A 17,151-nucleotide genomic window follows, 5' to 3' on the forward strand; every position below is an offset into this window, starting at 1 on the left:
GAATATGCGCACCATCCGTTCTCTGTCCATTGTTTCCCTGGTCTGCCTGACCCTGCCCCTGAGCGGCTGCATGGGCGGCAGCGGCAGCCGCGGCAACAGCCTGACCCTGGAACAGCAGGTGCAGCAGCACGATGCGCAGCTGCGCCAGATGCAGCCCACCCAGGCCGATGTGTGGAACCAGCTTCAGGCCCTGCGGCAGGACCTGAACGCCATCAAGGGGCAGATGGACGACCTGCGCAATGTGGGCGGCGCGCAGGTTCTTGCGGAAAGAGTCCAGAGCCACGACGAGGCCCTGCGGCAGGTGGAGCGCAGCATGGCGCTCAACCTGAATCTGGGCGCGCCTGTGCCCGCCACGCCTGTGGGCGCCACGCCTGTCGCGCAGCCAGAGTCGCTGGCCCAGGCGGGCTCCCTGCCGTCCTACGGGCTGCCTGCGGCCACTGCCGACACAGGCCAGTCTTCCCAGCCCGTGGAGCCGGTCATCAACCCCAGTTCCAGCACATGGGGCCAGCCCTCTCCCCAGCCCCAGCCGCAGGTTCAGGTTCCGCAAAAAGACATTTCGCTGGCCCTCTTTGACGCGGGCGTCAATGCCTACAACGCGCGCAAGTATGACGAGGCCCAGCGCTCTTTCTCCGACTTTCTCAAAAATTACAAAAACCACAGCCAGGCGGCCGAAGCCCAGTTCTATCTGGCGGAATGCTATTTCCAGCGCAACCAGTTTGCCGATGCGGCCCTGAGCTATGATACGGTGATCAAGCAGTATCCCAAATCTTCCAGCGCGCCCGGCGCCTACCTCAAACAGGGCATCAGCTTCAGCAAGCTCAATCAGGGGGCGGCCGCCAAGGCACGCATGCAGGAACTCATCGCCAAGTTCCCCAATTCGCCAGAGGCCGCGCGCGCCAGGAATTTCCTCAAGACCAACAAATAATTGTGCCGACTTTTCCGGGCACACAAGGAAGACGCCATGAGTGAAAAAACGGATCAGTCCGCCGTGTACAGGCAGTTGAGCACAGACATGCGCCAGGGGCTCAAGGATATCTACCAGCAGATCGCCACTGCCTCCAAAGACGCGCCCCAGACCGACATGAGCACGGACACGCTCTTTCACGAAGCGTCCGACCAGTTGGACGAAGTGCTCAAGGGCACGGAAGCGGCGACCATGAAGATCATGGAAATCGTGGAACGGCACATGGATATTCAGGCCGAGAGCGCCGCCATTCTGGACGAAATGGCAGCCAGGGGCGATGCGCCGGAACAGGTGGCCCGCCTGCGGGAGCACAATGCGCTTCTGGGCGAGGACCTGGGCAATGTGCTGACCAGTCTGAGCTTTCAGGACATCACCGGCCAGCGCATCAAACGCGTGGTCACGGCCCTGAACCAGATCGAAAGCAAGGTGGTGGAACTGTATGTTTCTTCGGGACTGATGCTGGAAGGCGCCCGCAACGCGCCGGAGAAAGACCCCGCCCAGTTGCAGACCGAAGCCCGCAAGGCTGTGGAGGACTTTCGCCAGCAGCGCCAGGGCGGCGAGCTCAAGGGACCGGACAAGAACGGCTTTTCCCAGAGCGCCATTGACGACATGCTCTCCCAACTGGGCATGTAACCTGCCCCCCAATGCTTTGAAGCGGGGATGCGCTTGCTGGCGCATCCCCGCTCTGCTTTTTGACAAAAGGCAAAAATTCCTTCCAGCAAAAAAATTTCCGGGATAAAAAATCCGCAAAAAAATTTCGGAAAGCCCCGAAAATTCCTTCTTACGGAATACTCTCCCCCTATTGTGAGAACCACCAAGGCAATACTACAACCATCTGGAGGTTCTTGTGAGCAGGTTTGTTTCTTTTCTTGGCGGAGTGCTGGCCGGTGTTGCAGCCCTGGGCACAGCCGCCTGGCTTGTGACCGAGTATGAGGCACGGAAAGACGTGGAGCGCGATAACAGCGACGACGGTTGCCTCACCCTGGACACATCGGAAGGGAGCCTCCCTCCCGATGCAGAAACCGAAACCGTATAGGAGCCGGGCATGAGCAGGATGAAATCTTTTTGGAGCGGCGTGCTGCTGGGCATCGGAGGATTGACCGCCGCTGTTTTTCTGGATAGGGACAAAAATGCACTCTCCAAAACAGGAGAGCACGCAGACTTCACGCCGGATGCGGCAAAGGGAATGCCTGCGGACGCGGTGATCCGGCAACTCAGCCGATATTCTTGGCAGCTTACCCGGCTGTCTCTTGCAAATTTGGTGATTGACAGCGAATATATAGACTTGGTGGCAGGTTCCTTTGCCCAGCCGGAAGACACCTGGACCGAAAAAATGCAGAACGGCGTGCAGGACATGTGCACGACCATCGGCCGCAGGGGCAAGGAGATCAACCTGCGTCAGGCCAGGCAGCGCATTGAGGGGCTGTATCAGGAATACCGCCCGGTCTTTGTGCGGGCCAATCAACTGCTGGCTGCGCACGGCATGGCGGGCGTGAGCCTGAAGGACTTGACGCTGGCCGGGCACGACTTCTCCCTGAACAACTCCGCATCCAACGAGAACTGGGGCGAAGAAGTGGCGGCACTTCAGGCCATGTTGAGTGACTTTGCGGAACGCACAAGCGAAGCGGCCCTCACCCTGACCTCGCGCCTGGAAAACCTTGTGGGGCAGTCCCCCGCGCCGCCGCGTGAAGAGGAAGGGGCCACCAGCATGGCCGTATAGGCAAAATTGCCCTGGCGCACAACGTCCGCGCCGCCTGCCCGGCGCGGACACCAACCGGAGATGCCATGCCGCTCAAGCATGACGCCGATGCCACCACCGGAACCAAGCTGCTGCGCTTCTTCCAGAGGCTCATGGCCGACAGGCGCAGGCACTTTCAGGCCGATCTTGCGCAATGGCTCAACTGCTCCAAGCAGACGATCATCCGCCTTGCCCGTGAAATCGAGGGCGTGGCAGGTACGCAGTTGCGTACAGGGCTGGAGGGCCGGCGGCGCTGGTACCAGCTCTGCCCCCATTCCCGCCCGCAGTTGGGGCTGGACTCCGAAGAACTGCGCTTTTTGTGCATCTGCCGGGACATGGCCCGGCCCTATCTGCCGGAGCAGGTCGGCCAACGTGTGGACGAAAGCATTCTGCGCTTTGCCATGCATCTGGCCGAGTCCCCTTCCGGCGGCCTTGGCGGGAATGGGGCCTCCCGCTTCGCCTTTTTCGGCAAGGGGCGTATCGACTATACCCCGCACTTCACGCACATCGACCAGCTGCTGCGCGCGCAGGAAGAAAAACGCATCTGCCTTGTGCGCTACAGGCCCGCCGGGCGCGGCGAAGCCGGGGAACGGCGCTTCGCCGTGGGGCGCATGGCCTGCATGAACAACGCCATCTACGCTCTGGGCGCGGATGTTGAGGAGGACTGGCGTACCCTCCGGCGCATGACCAGCCTGGCGGTACACCGCATCCTGGCCGTCACCCTTACCGACAGGCCCGTGGCCTTTGCCATCCCCGAGGCAGACCCCGGCACTTTTGGTTTGCCGTGGCACGAGCCGCGCACCTTCCGCATCCGCTTTGCGGCGGGAAAAGCCGCAGACTACGTGCGGGAACGCATTTGGGCAGATGAGCAGACGCTGAAAGATCTGCCCGACGGCGGCCTCCTGCTGGAAATCACCACGCGCAGCGAACCGGAGCTGCAAGCCTGGGCGCGCAGCTTTGGAGACGAAGCGCGGCTTTTGCCCGCAAAGGAGAAAGAATGAACACTCCGACCCTTTCCTGCTCGCATTGCGGCTCGCGCAATACGGAGCAGAGTTCGAGCCTGCCTGCCAGCGACTGGCAGACCAGACTGATGAGCACGCTCCGGGACATGGCGCTGCCGTCCCAGCCGGGCGGACGAAAGTTTGTGAAATGCAAGGACTGCGGGCAGATATCCATGCTTCATATCCTGTAAGGGGTCTGCGGCATGGCCACCATGTTTCCCTCTGACGTCACGGATTTCTCCACGCCCGGAGAGGGCGCGGTCTACCGCTTTTTGCGGCAGGCGGCGCGGCCTGATGCGGATTTTCTTGTCTGGTATTCGCCGGACATTGAGGACAGGGAGCCGGATTTCATCCTGCTGTCGCCCGACTGCGGCCTCATTGTGCTGGAGGTCAAGGACTGGCTGGCCGGGCAACTGCTGGAGGCCGACCCCAAAACAGCTCTGCTGCGCATGGGCGACAGGGAGGAACGGCGCAAACAGCCTCTGGCCCAGGCCCGTGAATACGTCAACAACCTCATGAGCCTGCTGGGCAGGGGAACCCCCGGTGCGAAAGGCAGGCGGCTGCCCTGCCCGGTGACGTGGGGAGCGGTTTTTCCCCATATGCGGCGGGAGGAGTTTGAGGCTTCGGGCCTGAACACTGTCATGGACGGGACGCGGGTGCTGTGTTGGGACGAATTGTGCGAGCGCTCTCCCCTGCTGTGCGATGCCTCCGGCCAGACACTGCGGCGCTGGCTGCAGGAGCACTTTCCGCCGCTCTTTGATTTTTCCCTGTCGCCGGAAGATGTGCACCGGTTGCGCGAGCGCATTTTCCCGGTAGTACGGCTGGACCTGCCCCAGCGCGCGGCAGCGGCCTCCGCGCAGGCACAGGCCGTGCTGGCCCTTGACCACGAGCAGGAAAATCTGGCCCGCTCTTTCGGGCCGGGAAAAAACCTGATCACCGGCCCCTCCGGCAGCGGAAAAACGCTCATTCTCGCCCATCAGGCTTGGCATCTGCCGCGGGTGGACAAACGCGTGCGGCGCGTACTCATCACCTGCTTCAATCTGTCGCTGGTGGGGTATATCCGCCGCCTGCTGGCCCGCAAGGGCGTCAGCCTCGGCCGAGACGGCGTGGAGGTCATTCCCTTCTACAGTCTGTGCGAGCGTATCCTCGGCGAACCGCTGGCGCATTCTGCCGAAACGGAAGATTTTTACCATCTGGTCGTGCAGGAAACACTGGAACGTCTGGACGGCACGCACCCCCTGCAAAAATACTGGGACGCCGTGCTTGTGGACGAAGGGCAGGATTTTTCGCCAGACATGGCGCAGGTGCTGCTGCGCCTTGTGCCGTCCCACGGCACGCTGAATGTGGCCCAGGACGAAAACCAGTGCCTGTACCGGCCCGAAGCGGCAACATGGCAACACATGGGCATCAAGGGGCTGAAAGTGCGCCGCCTGTGCCGCCAATACCGCAACACCAAACAGATTGCGCGCGCCGCAGGTCTGGCGCTCGGCACAGAGCCGGAGCCGGAAAGTCTTGCAGGAGCCGACGGGCCGGAACCGGCATGGCTGGTCAGCCCCGACCTTCCCGCCCAGGTGGCGGACGTGGCCGATGCCGTGGCAAGGCTGGCGCACGGGGGCGTGCCCATGAGCGAAATTGCGGTGCTCTATGTCCGCTCCAGAGGCGAAGGCACGGCCAGCCTGCCCGAAGCCCTGCTGCACGCCATCGAGGCGCGCGGTGCTCTGGCCCGCTGGGCCGCGCGGGACGCTGCCAGCAAGCGTTCCTTTGACATCACCACGGACAGCGTGACGGTTTCCACCATCCACAGCGCCAAGGGTCTGGACTTTGCCCACGTCTTTCTGCTGGGTCTGGACAGCCTGAATCCGGAAAAAAGCCAGGATCGGCGGCTGGCCCACGTGGGCATGACACGGGCGCGCGAAAGCCTGACCCTGGCCGTGTGCGGGCGCACGGGGTGGAAAGAACGCCTGAAGGCTGCGGCAGCAGGCTTTTCGCGCCGGGCACAATGCTCCGCGCCCATGACAAGCAACAGCGAGGAATGAAGAACGTGAAGGAATTCCTTTTTCTGCTCAACAGCGGGCATGCCTGGGCTTTTTGTCATCCCGGCAATGGAAAACCCCTCAACTACCGGGGCAGTAAGAAAATGCCCTGCGCGACTGCCGAGGATGTCCGCCTGTTTCTGGAGTATATGCTGAAAAATTACGGCAATGATGGCCGGGCTACGCGCATCAGTTTTCTTTGCGGGGACCCGTGCAGGGACGCGGCGCTGGCCGTGGCGGCAATCACCGGGACGTATCAGGACATCCCCTTTGCCCTCTACACCATCCCCTACCTGCTGCCGCAGTTCTGCCACAAGATGGGCATTCCCCGGCAGAGCGCCGCCTGCATCACTTTTGACGCAGCAACATGGCGTGTGGAAGAACTGACCGTGACTCCCTGCCAGGCCAGCGGCAATGCGCCATTCCGCCTGGAGGAAAAGGACGTGGCGCGGCTCTTTTTTGCTCCGGAACCTGCCCCGCCGAAAACGGAAGAAAAAAGCGCGCCGCCGCCGGTCCCTCATGGAGAACTGGATGGCTATGTGCGGGGCTCCAGGGTGCAGCCCAAGTCCTCCGGAACAGGGAGAAAACCGTCATGAACGATCGTGCAGTCCGGTTGGCCTGCGAGGCCCTGTATGAGCATTTGACAAAAAACATGCTTACCGACAAGGCCGGGCAAGCTGTCGCGGCATTCCTGCGCTTTATGGAAAGCAGAAATCCCGTGCCGCCCGCCCCCCAGTCCCCGGCAGAGGCGGAGCAGCCCATGCCCGCGCCGCAACACACGCCCGAAACCGGGCAACTGCTGCGCGAGCGTGAGGCGGCCGAGCGGGAAGCCGCAACATGGCGGAAAAAACATGACCAGGCAGATGCCGACCTCAACCGATTGAAGACGCAGCACGAAAACGAAAAGGCGCGATGGCAGAACGATCTTGAGCAGGCCCTGCGCAAGGCCCATGACGCGGAAACATCGCTCGCAGCCGCCAGGCAATGCCATGTGCCGGAGCAGGAGAGTCTGGGCGAAATCCAGGCATTTCTGGCGGCATTGCCGCAGGAAACAGCGCACCTCCTGTCCCCCTATTTTGCCACAGACAGCCTGATCACCTTTCTTGTCCAGTGCGGGCAGTTCAACCGGCTGAACCAGTTGTGGGAGGCCTGCGGCAAAGCCATTACCGCCGGGCGCGCAACGCCCGGCATGACGCAGTGCCTGGAAAAACTGCTCGCTCTCTACAACAGGGCCGCAGGAGAAAACCTTGCCACCACAGTTGCCCCAACACCGGGCAATGCCTACAACTCCGAAATCCATTACCGCGTCAACAGCGATGGCCGCACGGTCCGCACGCTGCTGCTGCCCGGCCTGCGCAATCCCGGCGGCAAGCTGCAACAGAAAGCCCTGGTGGAACTCCGGTAAACAAAAGAGAAGCCCATGCCCAACGCCCGTCCCGCACAAAACAAGACATTTTCTTTTTCCGAAGAAGAGCAGACCGCATTGCTGGAGGATGCGCTGCGCGGCCTGGCCTTGCCCGCAAAGCAAACAGACACGATCAGAGAAACCGTCCGCCGCCTCTGGGCTGATGTCGGCGGCTGGTGGTACGGCCACAAACTGAACGCCTTTGTCTGGCTGCCTGTTCTTGTGCGACTGGCCGCAGATTTTCAGAAAAAACGCACAGAGCTTGCCTGCGCCGTAAAGGACGTTCTGCCGATGAGTCCTCGGCCCCAGAAGGTAAAGGCATTTTTCATGGAGGAAAACCTGGAATCCCTCTGGGCAGAGGAAGTCCGCAGTCCTCGGCCCCAGAAGGTAAAGGCATTTTTCATGACCCTTGCCCGTGTGCCGGACACCCCCCTGGACAAAAGCCTTCTGGCCTGGCTCTGGTCTGCCTATGAGCGCGCAGGAAAAGCTGAAGAATTTTCCCGTCTGATCGGGAAAATTTTTGATGCCTCGGAATCGCATCCACTGTCAGAGCCGCAGGAGTCCTTCCCTCCGCAATGGTTCTCTCTGCTTTGTCCCCACAAAGAAGCAACAGGCGCAGCCTCCGGACGACTCGGTTTTTGGCGCTCCCTGGATGGCATCCTAGTCGCGGACCGCCTTTCCTTCTACCGTGCGCTTGACCACCAGCACCTGGAGGGCATCCCCGTCGCGGACCGCACTCCAGATGTCGATATGTCCGCGGCAGAAAAACTTTTTGCTCCTGCCTGGGATTGCCTTGCCCGGCGGCACAAAGTGTGGGAACTGCGGCAGAAGGAAGAAAGGAAAAAACAAGAACAGGCTGTTCTGGCAGCCCTGCATCGGAGACGCCTTCAGGCTCTGCTGCAGGCCGATACCCGGCGCAACGGCTACCCCGCGCTGGAAGAAAGCCTGCTGCACGATCCCCTGCGCGGGCACTGGGACCTGTGGCCACCCGACGCAAATCCGCACGACCAGAGCAGGCAGACCGTGCAGACAAAAGACGGCCTCATGGCCCGCAACCCCAAAGGCGACATACAAAAACGCGTGCCGGTGTGCATTGACTTCGGCACCAGTTCCACGGTGGTGGCCCTGCGCGAGAACGGCCGCAAACGCCTGCTGCGGGTGGGCGTCAGCGACTGGAGCGAAGAAATCAGGGCCAGACATTTTGAAAACCCCACGGCGCTGGAATTCATCAACGCCTCCGCATTTGCCGGGAAGTGGCAGCATGAACAGTGGCGCCCCCCGGTGCGCTGGACATCCCTCAAGTGTTCGCATCAGGCCAGAAACGACATTTCCCCTGTTGCCAGCCCGGAAACCCTCTACAGCATCATCGGCGACCTCAAAACATGGGCGCGGCTTGCAGCCGACCGACCGCCGCTGGACATGCGCGACCAGCAGGGAACAGAACTGCGCCTGACCCCGGGCAATGCCGCGCCCGAAAACGGCGGGCTTGCCCTGAATCCGCTGGAAATCTACGCCTTCTATCTGGGCCTTGCCATCAACAACCAGTACAGGGAGAACGGGCGCATTTATCACGAATACCATCTCTCTTTTCCCGCCACCTTTGATTCCGCCACACGGCAGGACATTCTGGAGGCCTTTGGCCGCGGCCTGGAGCGCAGCCTGCCCGCCAGCCTTGCCCACCAGAGCCAGTGGCGGGCAGAAACCCCCTTCAGCGTGCGCGAGGGAGCGGCAGAGCCGGTGGCCTACGCCGCCGCCGTGCTGGAAGAAAGCGATCTGGAGCCCACAGACAGGGGCCTGGCCTTTGGCGTTTTTGACTTCGGCGGCGGCACGACGGACTTTGCCTTTGGCCTCTACCGCCGGGCAAGCCAGGAAGAAGAAAGGCACAAGGGATGGGAAAGCGTGCTCCAACTGCTGGACGTGACAGGCGATGCCGATCTGGGCGGCGAAGCTCTGCTGCACATGCTGTCTTTTGCCGTCATGTGCGACAATGCAGACACCCTGCTCGCCAAGGCGCTGCCCTTTGTACTGCCGCGTACGGCCCAGGCCCCTGCAGGCATGGAGCGCATCTTTGGCGACAGCCTGGCAGCGCGGGCCAACACCACCCGCCTCATGGAAGCCCTGCGTCCCCTCTGGGAAAAAGGGCCGGATGCCTTTGACAGCGAAAACGAAGGCCTGCTGCGTCTGGACATGCAGAACCACAACGGCGGCAATGCCAGCCTTGTGGAACTCAAGGCAGACAAGGAAAAACTGACAGCCCTGCTCCACGACCGTATCCTGCAAGGGGTCAGCGCCTTTTTCATCGCCTTTCGACAGGCATTCAAACGCCACAATGTGGAGGGCATGGATACGCTGCACATCCTGCCTGCGGGCAACGCCTGCCGCTCGCCGCTGGTGCATGCCTGCTTCGTGGAACACATGCAGGCCATTGCCCGGCAGGAAAACTTCAAGGCAGACCATTTTCGCCTGCACGATGTCCGCCTGCCGGACGATGCCAATCCGGAGGCCGTTACCCTGAAAACCGGCGTAGCCCTTGGCCTGCTCAATACCGTGCCGGGCGAAAGCGTGGGCATTCTCCCCGTGCCCGAACTGGCGGACCCGGACACAGTGTTCCGCTATGCTTTCGGCACGTTCCGGCGGGGCATGCTGGAACCGCTGCTGACGCGCTTTTCCGCGCCGGGCGAGTGGCACTCTCTGGGTTTTGTGCGCGCGGATCTGCGGCAGATCGTTGCCCATACAGAATCTCCCCTGGCTCTGGAAGGCAGGATCTTGCGCGGCGACCCCGCATGCACGGAAACCGTCATTGACTGGAAGCCCGGGGATGTCGGGCACGAGGCCTTTGTGCGCCCTGTGGGCCAGGACACGGTGGAAGTGGCACTGGATGTGGGGCACGAACTGCCGCAAGGCAGGGACAATTTCACGCTTTCCCTGTCAAACACACGCCCATAGGAGCTGCCGTGTTTTCCCGAAGATCGTATTTCCCCGTATGGCGTTGCCTGAACGATGAGCGCTTTGCCCTGCGCGTTGTCCACGATGCCCTGGAATGGGGCCTGTACGGCCTGCCGCCCGTGGAGCAACTGCCGGATCTGCACGAGACGCTCCTGTCCGGCAAAAACATCTTCCATTCTGTTCCTCTGCTGCGGAACACATCCCGCATTTTTGTTGTCCACACGCACGTGTATCTGCTTCTCAGAACAGAGGACTTTCTTTCCGATGCGACGGTAAATATCCACAACACGTATCGGGTGAACATACAAGATATTCTCCAGCAGATTCTCCCCACCATAAAGCACAAAAACAATCTCGGCTTCGATTTTGTGTGCGAATGGAAGGGGAATATACAGGACGCTGCCGCATATCTTCCAGAAAAATCCACAATGTTTGTATGCACCGGCGGCAAAATCTACAGCCTGGACACCCGCTCCGAACTTCCAACATGTACAGAGCATTCAATATCATTTTATGGTAGTGACGAATATATCGAAGCTGCCCGTAAGCACGACTATGTGCTCCTGCATATGGAGCGCAGCAGCAGCGACAAGGCGCTCATTCCCCCTTCTCCCGACAAGCTGCTCCCTGAAATTTCTCCGGAGGTCCTGCTGAAGGGCGATCACGAGCGCGCCCAACTGCCCGTGCTGGACAAAACCTACCTGAACAGCAACCTGGGCCTGTGGGATGCGTATTGGCCGCAGGGAGCGGAGCCTGACAAAAAATGGTATCTCCCCGTGAACCTTGCCGCAGAATGCGCGGCTGCCGACCCGTGGGACAGCGTGCGCCACGGCAGTTCCGTATGCATTGACTTCGGCACTTCCAGCACCGTGGCTGCCGTGCGCGAAAATGACGGCAGCGTGCGCCTGCTGCGCATCGGGGGAGACCTGACAGCACGGGACGCACCCACGGAATACGAAAATCCCACGGCTCTGGAATTTTCCAACTACAGGGAACTGTTGCGTCCCTGGACCAGGGAGCCGTGGCGGCCGTCCATCGAGTGGAAAAACGTCAAGTGCTCCCATCAGGCCAAAAACGAACTGGGCGCAGGCCCGCTGGCCCTGTGCGGCATCCGCCAGATCAAAACATGGGCGCGTGCCCGTCCCGGGCAGCGCCCCCTGCGCCTGCACGACGAACAGGGCGAAAACTTCGAGCTTGTTCCCCTGCCGGTGGAAGAAAATACGCAAGGTATCGGCAACTTTGACCAGCGCCCGCTGGATCCCGTCGAGTTGTACGCCTACTTTCTCGGCCTTGCCCTCAACAACCAGTCGGCTTTCGGCGGCCGCATTTACTGCGACTACACCATGACCTTTCCGGTCAAATTTCCCCGTGAGGTGCGCCAGCGCATTCTGCAGGGATTTTCGCGGGGGCTGCTGCGCTCCATGCCGCTCAGTCTGGCAAGCTCTGCCCGCTGGCAGGAAAAGCCCCCCTTCACGCTTGCGGAACAGGCCAGCGAACCCACGGCCTTTGCCGCCAGCGTGCTGCCGCATCTGGGCATCATGCCCACAGAAGGGGGAACGCCTTTCGGCATTTTCGACTTCGGCGGCGGCACCACGGATTTTGCTTTCGGCCTCTACCGCACGGCAACGCCGGAAGAAAGCGGCAACGACGGCTGGGAGCGTGTGCTGGACATTCTTGACGTCTCCGGAGACGAAAATCTGGGCGGTGAACACCTGCTGGATCTGCTGGCCTACGAAATCATCCGGACCAAGGCAACACAGGCCGAAAAAGAAAAGCAGATGCCGGAAGGAGTCACCGTGCTTTGCCCCACCGGCATGACCCCCTTTCCCGGTTCGGAGCTTCTTTTTGCCGAAAGCCGGGAGGCCCATGCCAACATGATCAGCCTCCGTGAGGCACTGCGGCCGCTCTGGGAAGAAGGCAAACTCCCCGACGAGGGAACCGGGCAGATCAGCGTGATGCTGCAGGGCCAGGACAAGGAGGAAAACGTCACCTTTTCCGTGGACGAAGATGCCCTGCGCGCCTGCCTCAAAGACCGCATCCGCCAGGGCGTGCTGGCCTTTTTCACCACCTTCCGGCAGGCATTCAAAATGCACGAAATACACCCGCGGGAACTGCATGTGCTCCTGGCAGGCAACTCCTGCCGTTCTCCTCTGGTGCGGGAGGTCTTTGAACACTTCATCAGCACGGAAGTCGCGCCCAATGAGAGCGAGAGCGTCCCGGTGCATTACGAAATGATCCCCTCCGCAGAAGAAAAGCATGCCAACCAGAATGCCGGGGGCAGCGCCATCGGCAGCAACGGCATCAGCCCCACGCTCAAAACCGGCGTGACCCTGGGCCTGCTGCGCCTTCTGCCCGGTGAGGCCACTGGCATTGTGGAGCGCAACCGCGAAGAAGAGTCGCCTTTCCTGTTTTCTGTGGGCACCTTCAAAAATGACCTTCTTGTGCCGGTTCTGCACCGCAACGCCGAATACGGCAAATGGGAACCCCTGGGCAGGGTCGTGCGCAACGGCTGGACCCTGCTGGGATACTCCGATTCCCCCCTGGCCATGGAACAGCAGATTCCCCGCACACGCTGCCGCGAACACAGAATCCACTGGGGTGCAGAAAACTTCGGGCGCTCCATCTTCATCAAGGCCGCTGGCCCCGGCGAGGCCGTGCTGGCCCTTGGCAACGAAGGCAGCGGGGACGAAACAGATCTGGACAATGCACACACGCTCATACTGGCACATTAGGAGGATGCATGGACAACAGTTTCCCTTCGCCCGAAAATCTTGCCGACGAACTCCACAAACTCCGCACGGCACGCGATGAGGAAATCTCTCTGGGCAACGCAACGGCCCTCGATATTCCCATCAACAACAGCACCTGCCGCCTGTACCGGGTCAGCCGCCTGACCTATGAAAAGGATTTTCCCCGACAGGAAGCCTTTGAAAACGTGGTGGCCTCCATCAACAATATGCGATGCCGCCTTGTATATTACCTGCGGGGCACAGGGGACGGTGTGGAATTTTATGTCGGCGTGGTGAACATGGGCGTGGACGACCGCCTGAACATCGGCGACTACGGCAACATGCTTTCCCGTGCCTTCCAGGGCAATTTTCTCGGTTCGCAACTGGACGAACTGAAGGAAGAGGAAACGCGCTCCCTGCTGGCCGAACTGCGCCAGCCCCATATGGAATTCAGCACCCTGCTGGGCGTGCCCACCCGCAACAGCCAGCGGGAAGACATTGCTTTTCAGGGCGTGGACAGGTTGGTCAACATCATGACCAGCGGCGGCAAAAGCCTCAGACACAGCTTTCATCTGCTGGTGCTCTGGGAGCCGGTGGCGGCGCAGGATGTGGCGCGCATTGAAGCTGAAGCCCAAAACCTCTATTCCCGGCTCTCTGCTGAGGCCAAACACAATGTCCAGCACAGCACACAAACAAGCCAGCAAGAGGGAAAGACAATCCAGGATTCCTACGCCGAAGGGAAAAGTGAAGGAAAAAGCCAAACCACTACTTGTAGTACAGGCAGCGAAAACACCAGCAACACCACATCCGGCGGAACCAGCAAGCAAAAAAACCACAACGAGGAAACTTCCAAAACCACCACGCGCACCGAAAGCGACAATCTTTCCTGGGAAGAACAGAACAAATTTGTGCAGGACGCCATGGAGCACATCAAGGACGAACTGCAACCGCGCATCCGCCGGGGCAAGGCCAAGGGCATGTACAAAACCTCGGTCTATGTGGGCGCGGCAACCCCTCTGGACCTCTCCCTGCTGGAAAACGCTCTCCTGTCCATCTGCCAGGGCGACAAACCTGTTTTCACCCCCCTGTACGCGCGGCCCCTGCCGCGCACGGAAGCGGCATATGCCCTCGTTTCTTCCCTGAACATCCACGACCATCTCGACACCGATGTCAGCCTGCTCCTGCTGGATTCCCGGCCTGTCGTGCGCGGCAGGGTCAGTCTGGGCACATGGCTCACCGCAGCGGAAATCAGCATGCTGGCCGGCATGCCGCAGAAGGAGGTTCCCGGCCTGGAACTGCGGGAGCAGGTGTCCTTCGGCCTCAACATCGCTCCTCCAGGTTCCGGCGATGCCCTGGAACTCGGCCATATGATGCAGGAAGGCAGCCACCTCGAAAAACGGCGGGTCAGTCTGGATCGCCAGGAACTGAGCAAACATGTGTTCATTGCCGGAACCACGGGATCCGGCAAAACCACCACCTGCCACAAACTGCTGGCCTCCTCGGCCTCGACAGGGCAGGCCCTGCCCTTTCTGGTCATTGAACCTGCCAAAACAGAGTACCGGGCGCTGCTGCGCGACCAACGGCTTGCCGACACCATCATCTTTACGGTGGGCAACGAAAAAGGCGTGCCCTTCCGCTTCAATCCCTTCGAGTTTCTCCCCACAGAAAGCCTTTCGGGCCATGTGGATCTGCTCAAGGCCTGCTTTATCGCCAGCTTTGACATGGAGGCGGCCATCCCCAACCTGCTGGAAGAAGGGATGTACCGCGCCTATGAAGCCTATGGCTGGGATTTTCGCGACGATTCCAACCGCTATCTGGAAAACCGCCTGGATGCCTGGAATTGCGGCGGACGCTACTTTCCCACCATTTCCAGCTATATTGACATCACCATTGGCCTTGTGGACGAAAAGGGCTTTGATGAACGCCTGCAAAACGACTACAAAGGCTCCATCCGGGGCAGGCTGGACAGCCTGCGCGCCGGAGCCAAGGGCCTCATGCTGGATACGCCGCTTTCCGTGGACTTTATGGAGCTTATCGACAAAAAGGTTATTCTGGAACTGGAAGAGCTCAAGTCCGGTGAAGACAAGTCTTTTCTCATGGGGCTTGTACTGGGCCGTATGGTCGAAGCCCTCAAGGCGCGCCACCGGGAAAATCCCTCTTTCCGGCACATCACCCTGCTGGAAGAGGCGCACAGGCTGCTCACCCGGCCCATGCCCGGCGACAGCCCCAACCGCAAGCTGGGCGTGGAAACCTTCACCGACCTTCTGGCCGAAGTGCGCAAGTACGGAGAAAGCCTGATCATCGTGGACCAGATTCCCAACAAACTGGCCCCGGAAGTGCTGAAAAACACCAATACCAAAATCATCCACAAGCTCTTTGCCCGGGACGACAAGGATGTGGTCGGCGATACCATGGCCCTGGACGACAAGCAAAAACCCTATCTTTCCCACCTTGCGCCCGGTGAGGCTGTCATGTTCTCCCAGGGGTGGAAAAAACCCGTGAACGTGCAGGTGGAGCCGCTGGATGTCAAAACCGGTGATGCCGATGTGCCGCAGGATCAGGTGAACGCAGCAGGCTGGACCTACTGGCTGCAACGGCCCCACCTTTTTTGCCCCGGCATACCCGCAGACATGGCAGGGGCGCTGAGCCGGGAAGAACTTCTCCAGACAGTGCGCCTCAAGGAAAACTTCTGGACACTGCTGCTCGACAAACAGGGCAGAGACTGGCGGGAAGCGTGGCGTGAACTGCGCAAGGCCCTGAACGGGAGAACAGACGAACTGCTCCTGACTCTCTTGGCCGCGTGGGACATGCTCGTCCCCTGCCCCGATGCCGCAGAGCACCGCCGCACCATGCAGGAAAAACTGCCCCGCCTTGTCCGGCAGTTTGACAATCCGCCTGCTGACGGGTGGCTCAAGCCCGCGGACAACGTATCCAAACGGATTTTTTGAAAACCTTTTTGGGGAGGAAGTATGGGATTCTGGTCAAGTGTCGGAGATTTTTGTTCCAGTATTGCTACGGGCATTTCCAATGCTGTGCGCGATGTGGCGAGCGCAGTGACAAGCGTTGCGACAAGCGTGTTCCAGGCGGTAAAAGTGCTTGCACCTGTGCTGGTAAAACTGGTGGGTCCACAGATTGGAATTGCCATACAGGTCATCGGCATTGTCATTGACGTGGTGGCAAAAGTCATGAACCTGCTCAAACCCGACGAAAAAGTGCCGGACATGGGCGAGCGCGCCCTGCAGGCCGAGGAGCAGGGCATCACTCTGGAAAGCTGCAACAAGGATTTTGACGCCTATATGGAAAAACTGCGCGCTCTTGAACTTGACCCCCAAAAAGCGGCGACGAGACCGGAGACTGACCAGTGGTTGGCAGGCAGCCTGCTTCTGGAAAAAGGCCTTGAACTGAAGTACCCGCAAATGTCCACCGCAGCCATGTGGCCCATTATCGTCCGCAACTCGGACTTTTTCACCAGGCAACGCCAGGAGGTTTACACGCACCTGGCGCTGGAAAAAAATATCCCCTTTGGGGAAAGCATTGCCAGATATTTTGCTCCCGGCGACAGGGTCCGCGTTGATAGCGATACCGCTGACTTTGTGTGGGAAGCGGAAAAAAAGATGAATCCCGCTGCCACGGACAATGAAATCAGTGCCACCTTGCGCACGGTCAGCGCCAACTGCGAAACGCAGGAGCCGAAGGCATAGCGCATAGGGTATGTCTTCTCAAAGGGTCCCCATCCGCATAAAATGGGGACCCTTTTTTCGTTTTCCGCAAACCCTGATGCCCCTGTAGTATCCCCTATCCCCGGAGTCTTTCCAGCCGGACGGCGGTTGCCGGGCTGTACCGCCGTGCAACCGCCAGTGCCGAAAGCGCTGCCGTAGCTTCCACCCCTGTTTTTTGTGCGCGGACAGTCACGCAGTGACAGAACCTGCGTGAGATTTGCATCATACGCAATGCAAAAGATGCACATACGATGCCCGATGAATATCTTCAGACGTGGACAGGAGTCCCTTGAAAAGGCAGGGGGAATGCCTTTCTGACGCGAGTGCACACAAAACATGATGGCCGCCTGTGCTCGTGCGCAGGGGCTTTTTTGCATGCATGATTTCCCGCTCCATGTGCGGGGGAACTTCTGCTTTCAGGGGCGGCCCTGTTTCGGGGAGGATCGCAAGGGCGTCCCCCACACCTTGCCCCTCGGGCATCACTGGGATAGGATGTGCGTATGGGAAAAGAGCGCATCCCGCACGATCCTGCGTACAAGCAGTTTTTCAGCAATCCTGAAATGGTGGAATCGCTGCTGCGGGATTTTGTGCCTGCGGATTTCGTTGCGGATCTGGA

The 17,151-nt window shown here is 60.3% G+C and carries 13 protein-coding genes; all 13 read left to right on the forward strand.

Annotation, left to right across the window (positions count from 1 at the left end; translation table 11 throughout):
* The first annotated feature begins 4 nt into the window (after window positions 1-4).
* The 13 genes from ybgF (at window position 5) to EII23_RS07285 (ending at window position 16,517) form a co-directional block, all read left to right on the forward strand.
* Window positions 5-925: a tol-pal system protein YbgF gene (ybgF, locus tag EII23_RS07230; protein ID WP_124792721.1), complete on the forward strand. Its 921-nt coding sequence runs from the start codon at window positions 5-7 to the stop codon at window positions 923-925.
* Window positions 926-961: 36 nt separating this feature from the next.
* Window positions 962-1,597, forward strand: coding sequence for a protein phosphatase CheZ (locus EII23_RS07235; RefSeq protein ID WP_124792722.1), 636 nt, complete (start codon window positions 962-964; stop codon window positions 1,595-1,597).
* Between the two features lie 214 nt (window positions 1,598-1,811).
* The gene (locus tag EII23_RS07240; protein WP_124792723.1) at window positions 1,812-2,000 is read left to right on the forward strand and encodes a hypothetical protein; all 189 of its coding nucleotides are present in this window, start codon (window positions 1,812-1,814) and stop codon (window positions 1,998-2,000) included.
* A gap of 9 nt (window positions 2,001-2,009) precedes the next feature.
* On the forward strand, window positions 2,010-2,684 hold the full coding sequence (locus EII23_RS07245) for a hypothetical protein (protein WP_124792724.1): 675 nt from the start codon (window positions 2,010-2,012) through the stop codon (window positions 2,682-2,684).
* Window positions 2,685-2,749: 65 nt separating this feature from the next.
* Window positions 2,750-3,703 carry a YafY family protein gene (locus EII23_RS07250; RefSeq protein WP_124792725.1) on the forward strand — a complete coding sequence of 318 codons (954 nt, stop codon included), beginning with the start codon at window positions 2,750-2,752 and terminating at the stop codon, window positions 3,701-3,703.
* Window positions 3,700-3,894: a hypothetical protein gene (locus tag EII23_RS07255; protein WP_124792726.1), complete on the forward strand. Its 195-nt coding sequence runs from the start codon at window positions 3,700-3,702 to the stop codon at window positions 3,892-3,894. Before EII23_RS07250 ends, EII23_RS07255 begins: the two co-directional genes overlap by 4 nt.
* 12 nt (window positions 3,895-3,906) lie before the next feature.
* Window positions 3,907-5,739 carry a DEAD/DEAH box helicase gene (locus tag EII23_RS07260; protein WP_124792727.1) on the forward strand — a complete coding sequence of 611 codons (1,833 nt, stop codon included), beginning with the start codon at window positions 3,907-3,909 and terminating at the stop codon, window positions 5,737-5,739.
* A gap of 5 nt (window positions 5,740-5,744) precedes the next feature.
* A complete protein-coding gene (locus EII23_RS07265) occupies window positions 5,745-6,332 on the forward strand; it encodes a hypothetical protein (RefSeq protein WP_124792728.1) in 588 nt (195 codons plus the stop codon).
* Entirely contained in the window at window positions 6,329-7,141 is an 813-nt protein-coding gene (locus EII23_RS07270; RefSeq protein ID WP_124792729.1) for a hypothetical protein, read from the forward strand. The genes EII23_RS07265 and EII23_RS07270 overlap by 4 nt, the downstream gene beginning before the upstream one ends.
* A 15-nt stretch (window positions 7,142-7,156) precedes the next feature.
* Window positions 7,157-10,087 carry a hypothetical protein gene (locus EII23_RS07275; protein WP_124792730.1) on the forward strand — a complete coding sequence of 977 codons (2,931 nt, stop codon included), beginning with the start codon at window positions 7,157-7,159 and terminating at the stop codon, window positions 10,085-10,087.
* 8 nt (window positions 10,088-10,095) lie between these two features.
* Window positions 10,096-12,819: a hypothetical protein gene (locus EII23_RS12920; protein WP_185702331.1), complete on the forward strand. Its 2,724-nt coding sequence runs from the start codon at window positions 10,096-10,098 to the stop codon at window positions 12,817-12,819.
* A gap of 8 nt (window positions 12,820-12,827) precedes the next feature.
* Window positions 12,828-15,764, forward strand: coding sequence for a helicase HerA domain-containing protein (locus tag EII23_RS07280; RefSeq protein WP_185702332.1), 2,937 nt, complete (start codon window positions 12,828-12,830; stop codon window positions 15,762-15,764).
* Window positions 15,765-15,785: 21 nt separating this feature from the next.
* Window positions 15,786-16,517 carry a hypothetical protein gene (locus EII23_RS07285; RefSeq protein ID WP_124792732.1) on the forward strand — a complete coding sequence of 244 codons (732 nt, stop codon included), beginning with the start codon at window positions 15,786-15,788 and terminating at the stop codon, window positions 16,515-16,517.
* Window positions 16,518-17,151 lie beyond the last annotated feature (634 nt).

This window comes from Desulfovibrio sp. OH1186_COT-070, from assembly GCF_003860215.1.
In the GTDB taxonomy this organism is placed as follows: Bacteria; Desulfobacterota; Desulfovibrionia; order Desulfovibrionales; family Desulfovibrionaceae; genus Desulfovibrio.

What these genes read in the sequence shown, in the direction of transcription:
- ybgF (WP_124792721.1), top strand. Translation starts at nt 5, where the DNA reads ATGCGCACCATCCGTTCTCTGTCCATTGTTTCCCTGGTCTGCCTGACC.
- EII23_RS07245 (WP_124792724.1), top strand. Translation starts at nt 2,010, where the DNA reads ATGAGCAGGATGAAATCTTTTTGGAGCGGCGTGCTGCTGGGCATCGGA.
- EII23_RS07285 (WP_124792732.1), top strand. Translation starts at nt 15,786, where the DNA reads ATGGGATTCTGGTCAAGTGTCGGAGATTTTTGTTCCAGTATTGCTACG.
- EII23_RS07270 (WP_124792729.1), top strand. Translation starts at nt 6,329, where the DNA reads ATGAACGATCGTGCAGTCCGGTTGGCCTGCGAGGCCCTGTATGAGCAT.
- EII23_RS07280 (WP_185702332.1), top strand. Translation starts at nt 12,828, where the DNA reads ATGGACAACAGTTTCCCTTCGCCCGAAAATCTTGCCGACGAACTCCAC.
- EII23_RS07235 (WP_124792722.1), top strand. Translation starts at nt 962, where the DNA reads ATGAGTGAAAAAACGGATCAGTCCGCCGTGTACAGGCAGTTGAGCACA.
- EII23_RS07275 (WP_124792730.1), top strand. Translation starts at nt 7,157, where the DNA reads ATGCCCAACGCCCGTCCCGCACAAAACAAGACATTTTCTTTTTCCGAA.
- EII23_RS07255 (WP_124792726.1), top strand. Translation starts at nt 3,700, where the DNA reads ATGAACACTCCGACCCTTTCCTGCTCGCATTGCGGCTCGCGCAATACG.
- EII23_RS07260 (WP_124792727.1), top strand. Translation starts at nt 3,907, where the DNA reads ATGGCCACCATGTTTCCCTCTGACGTCACGGATTTCTCCACGCCCGGA.
- EII23_RS07250 (WP_124792725.1), top strand. Translation starts at nt 2,750, where the DNA reads ATGCCGCTCAAGCATGACGCCGATGCCACCACCGGAACCAAGCTGCTG.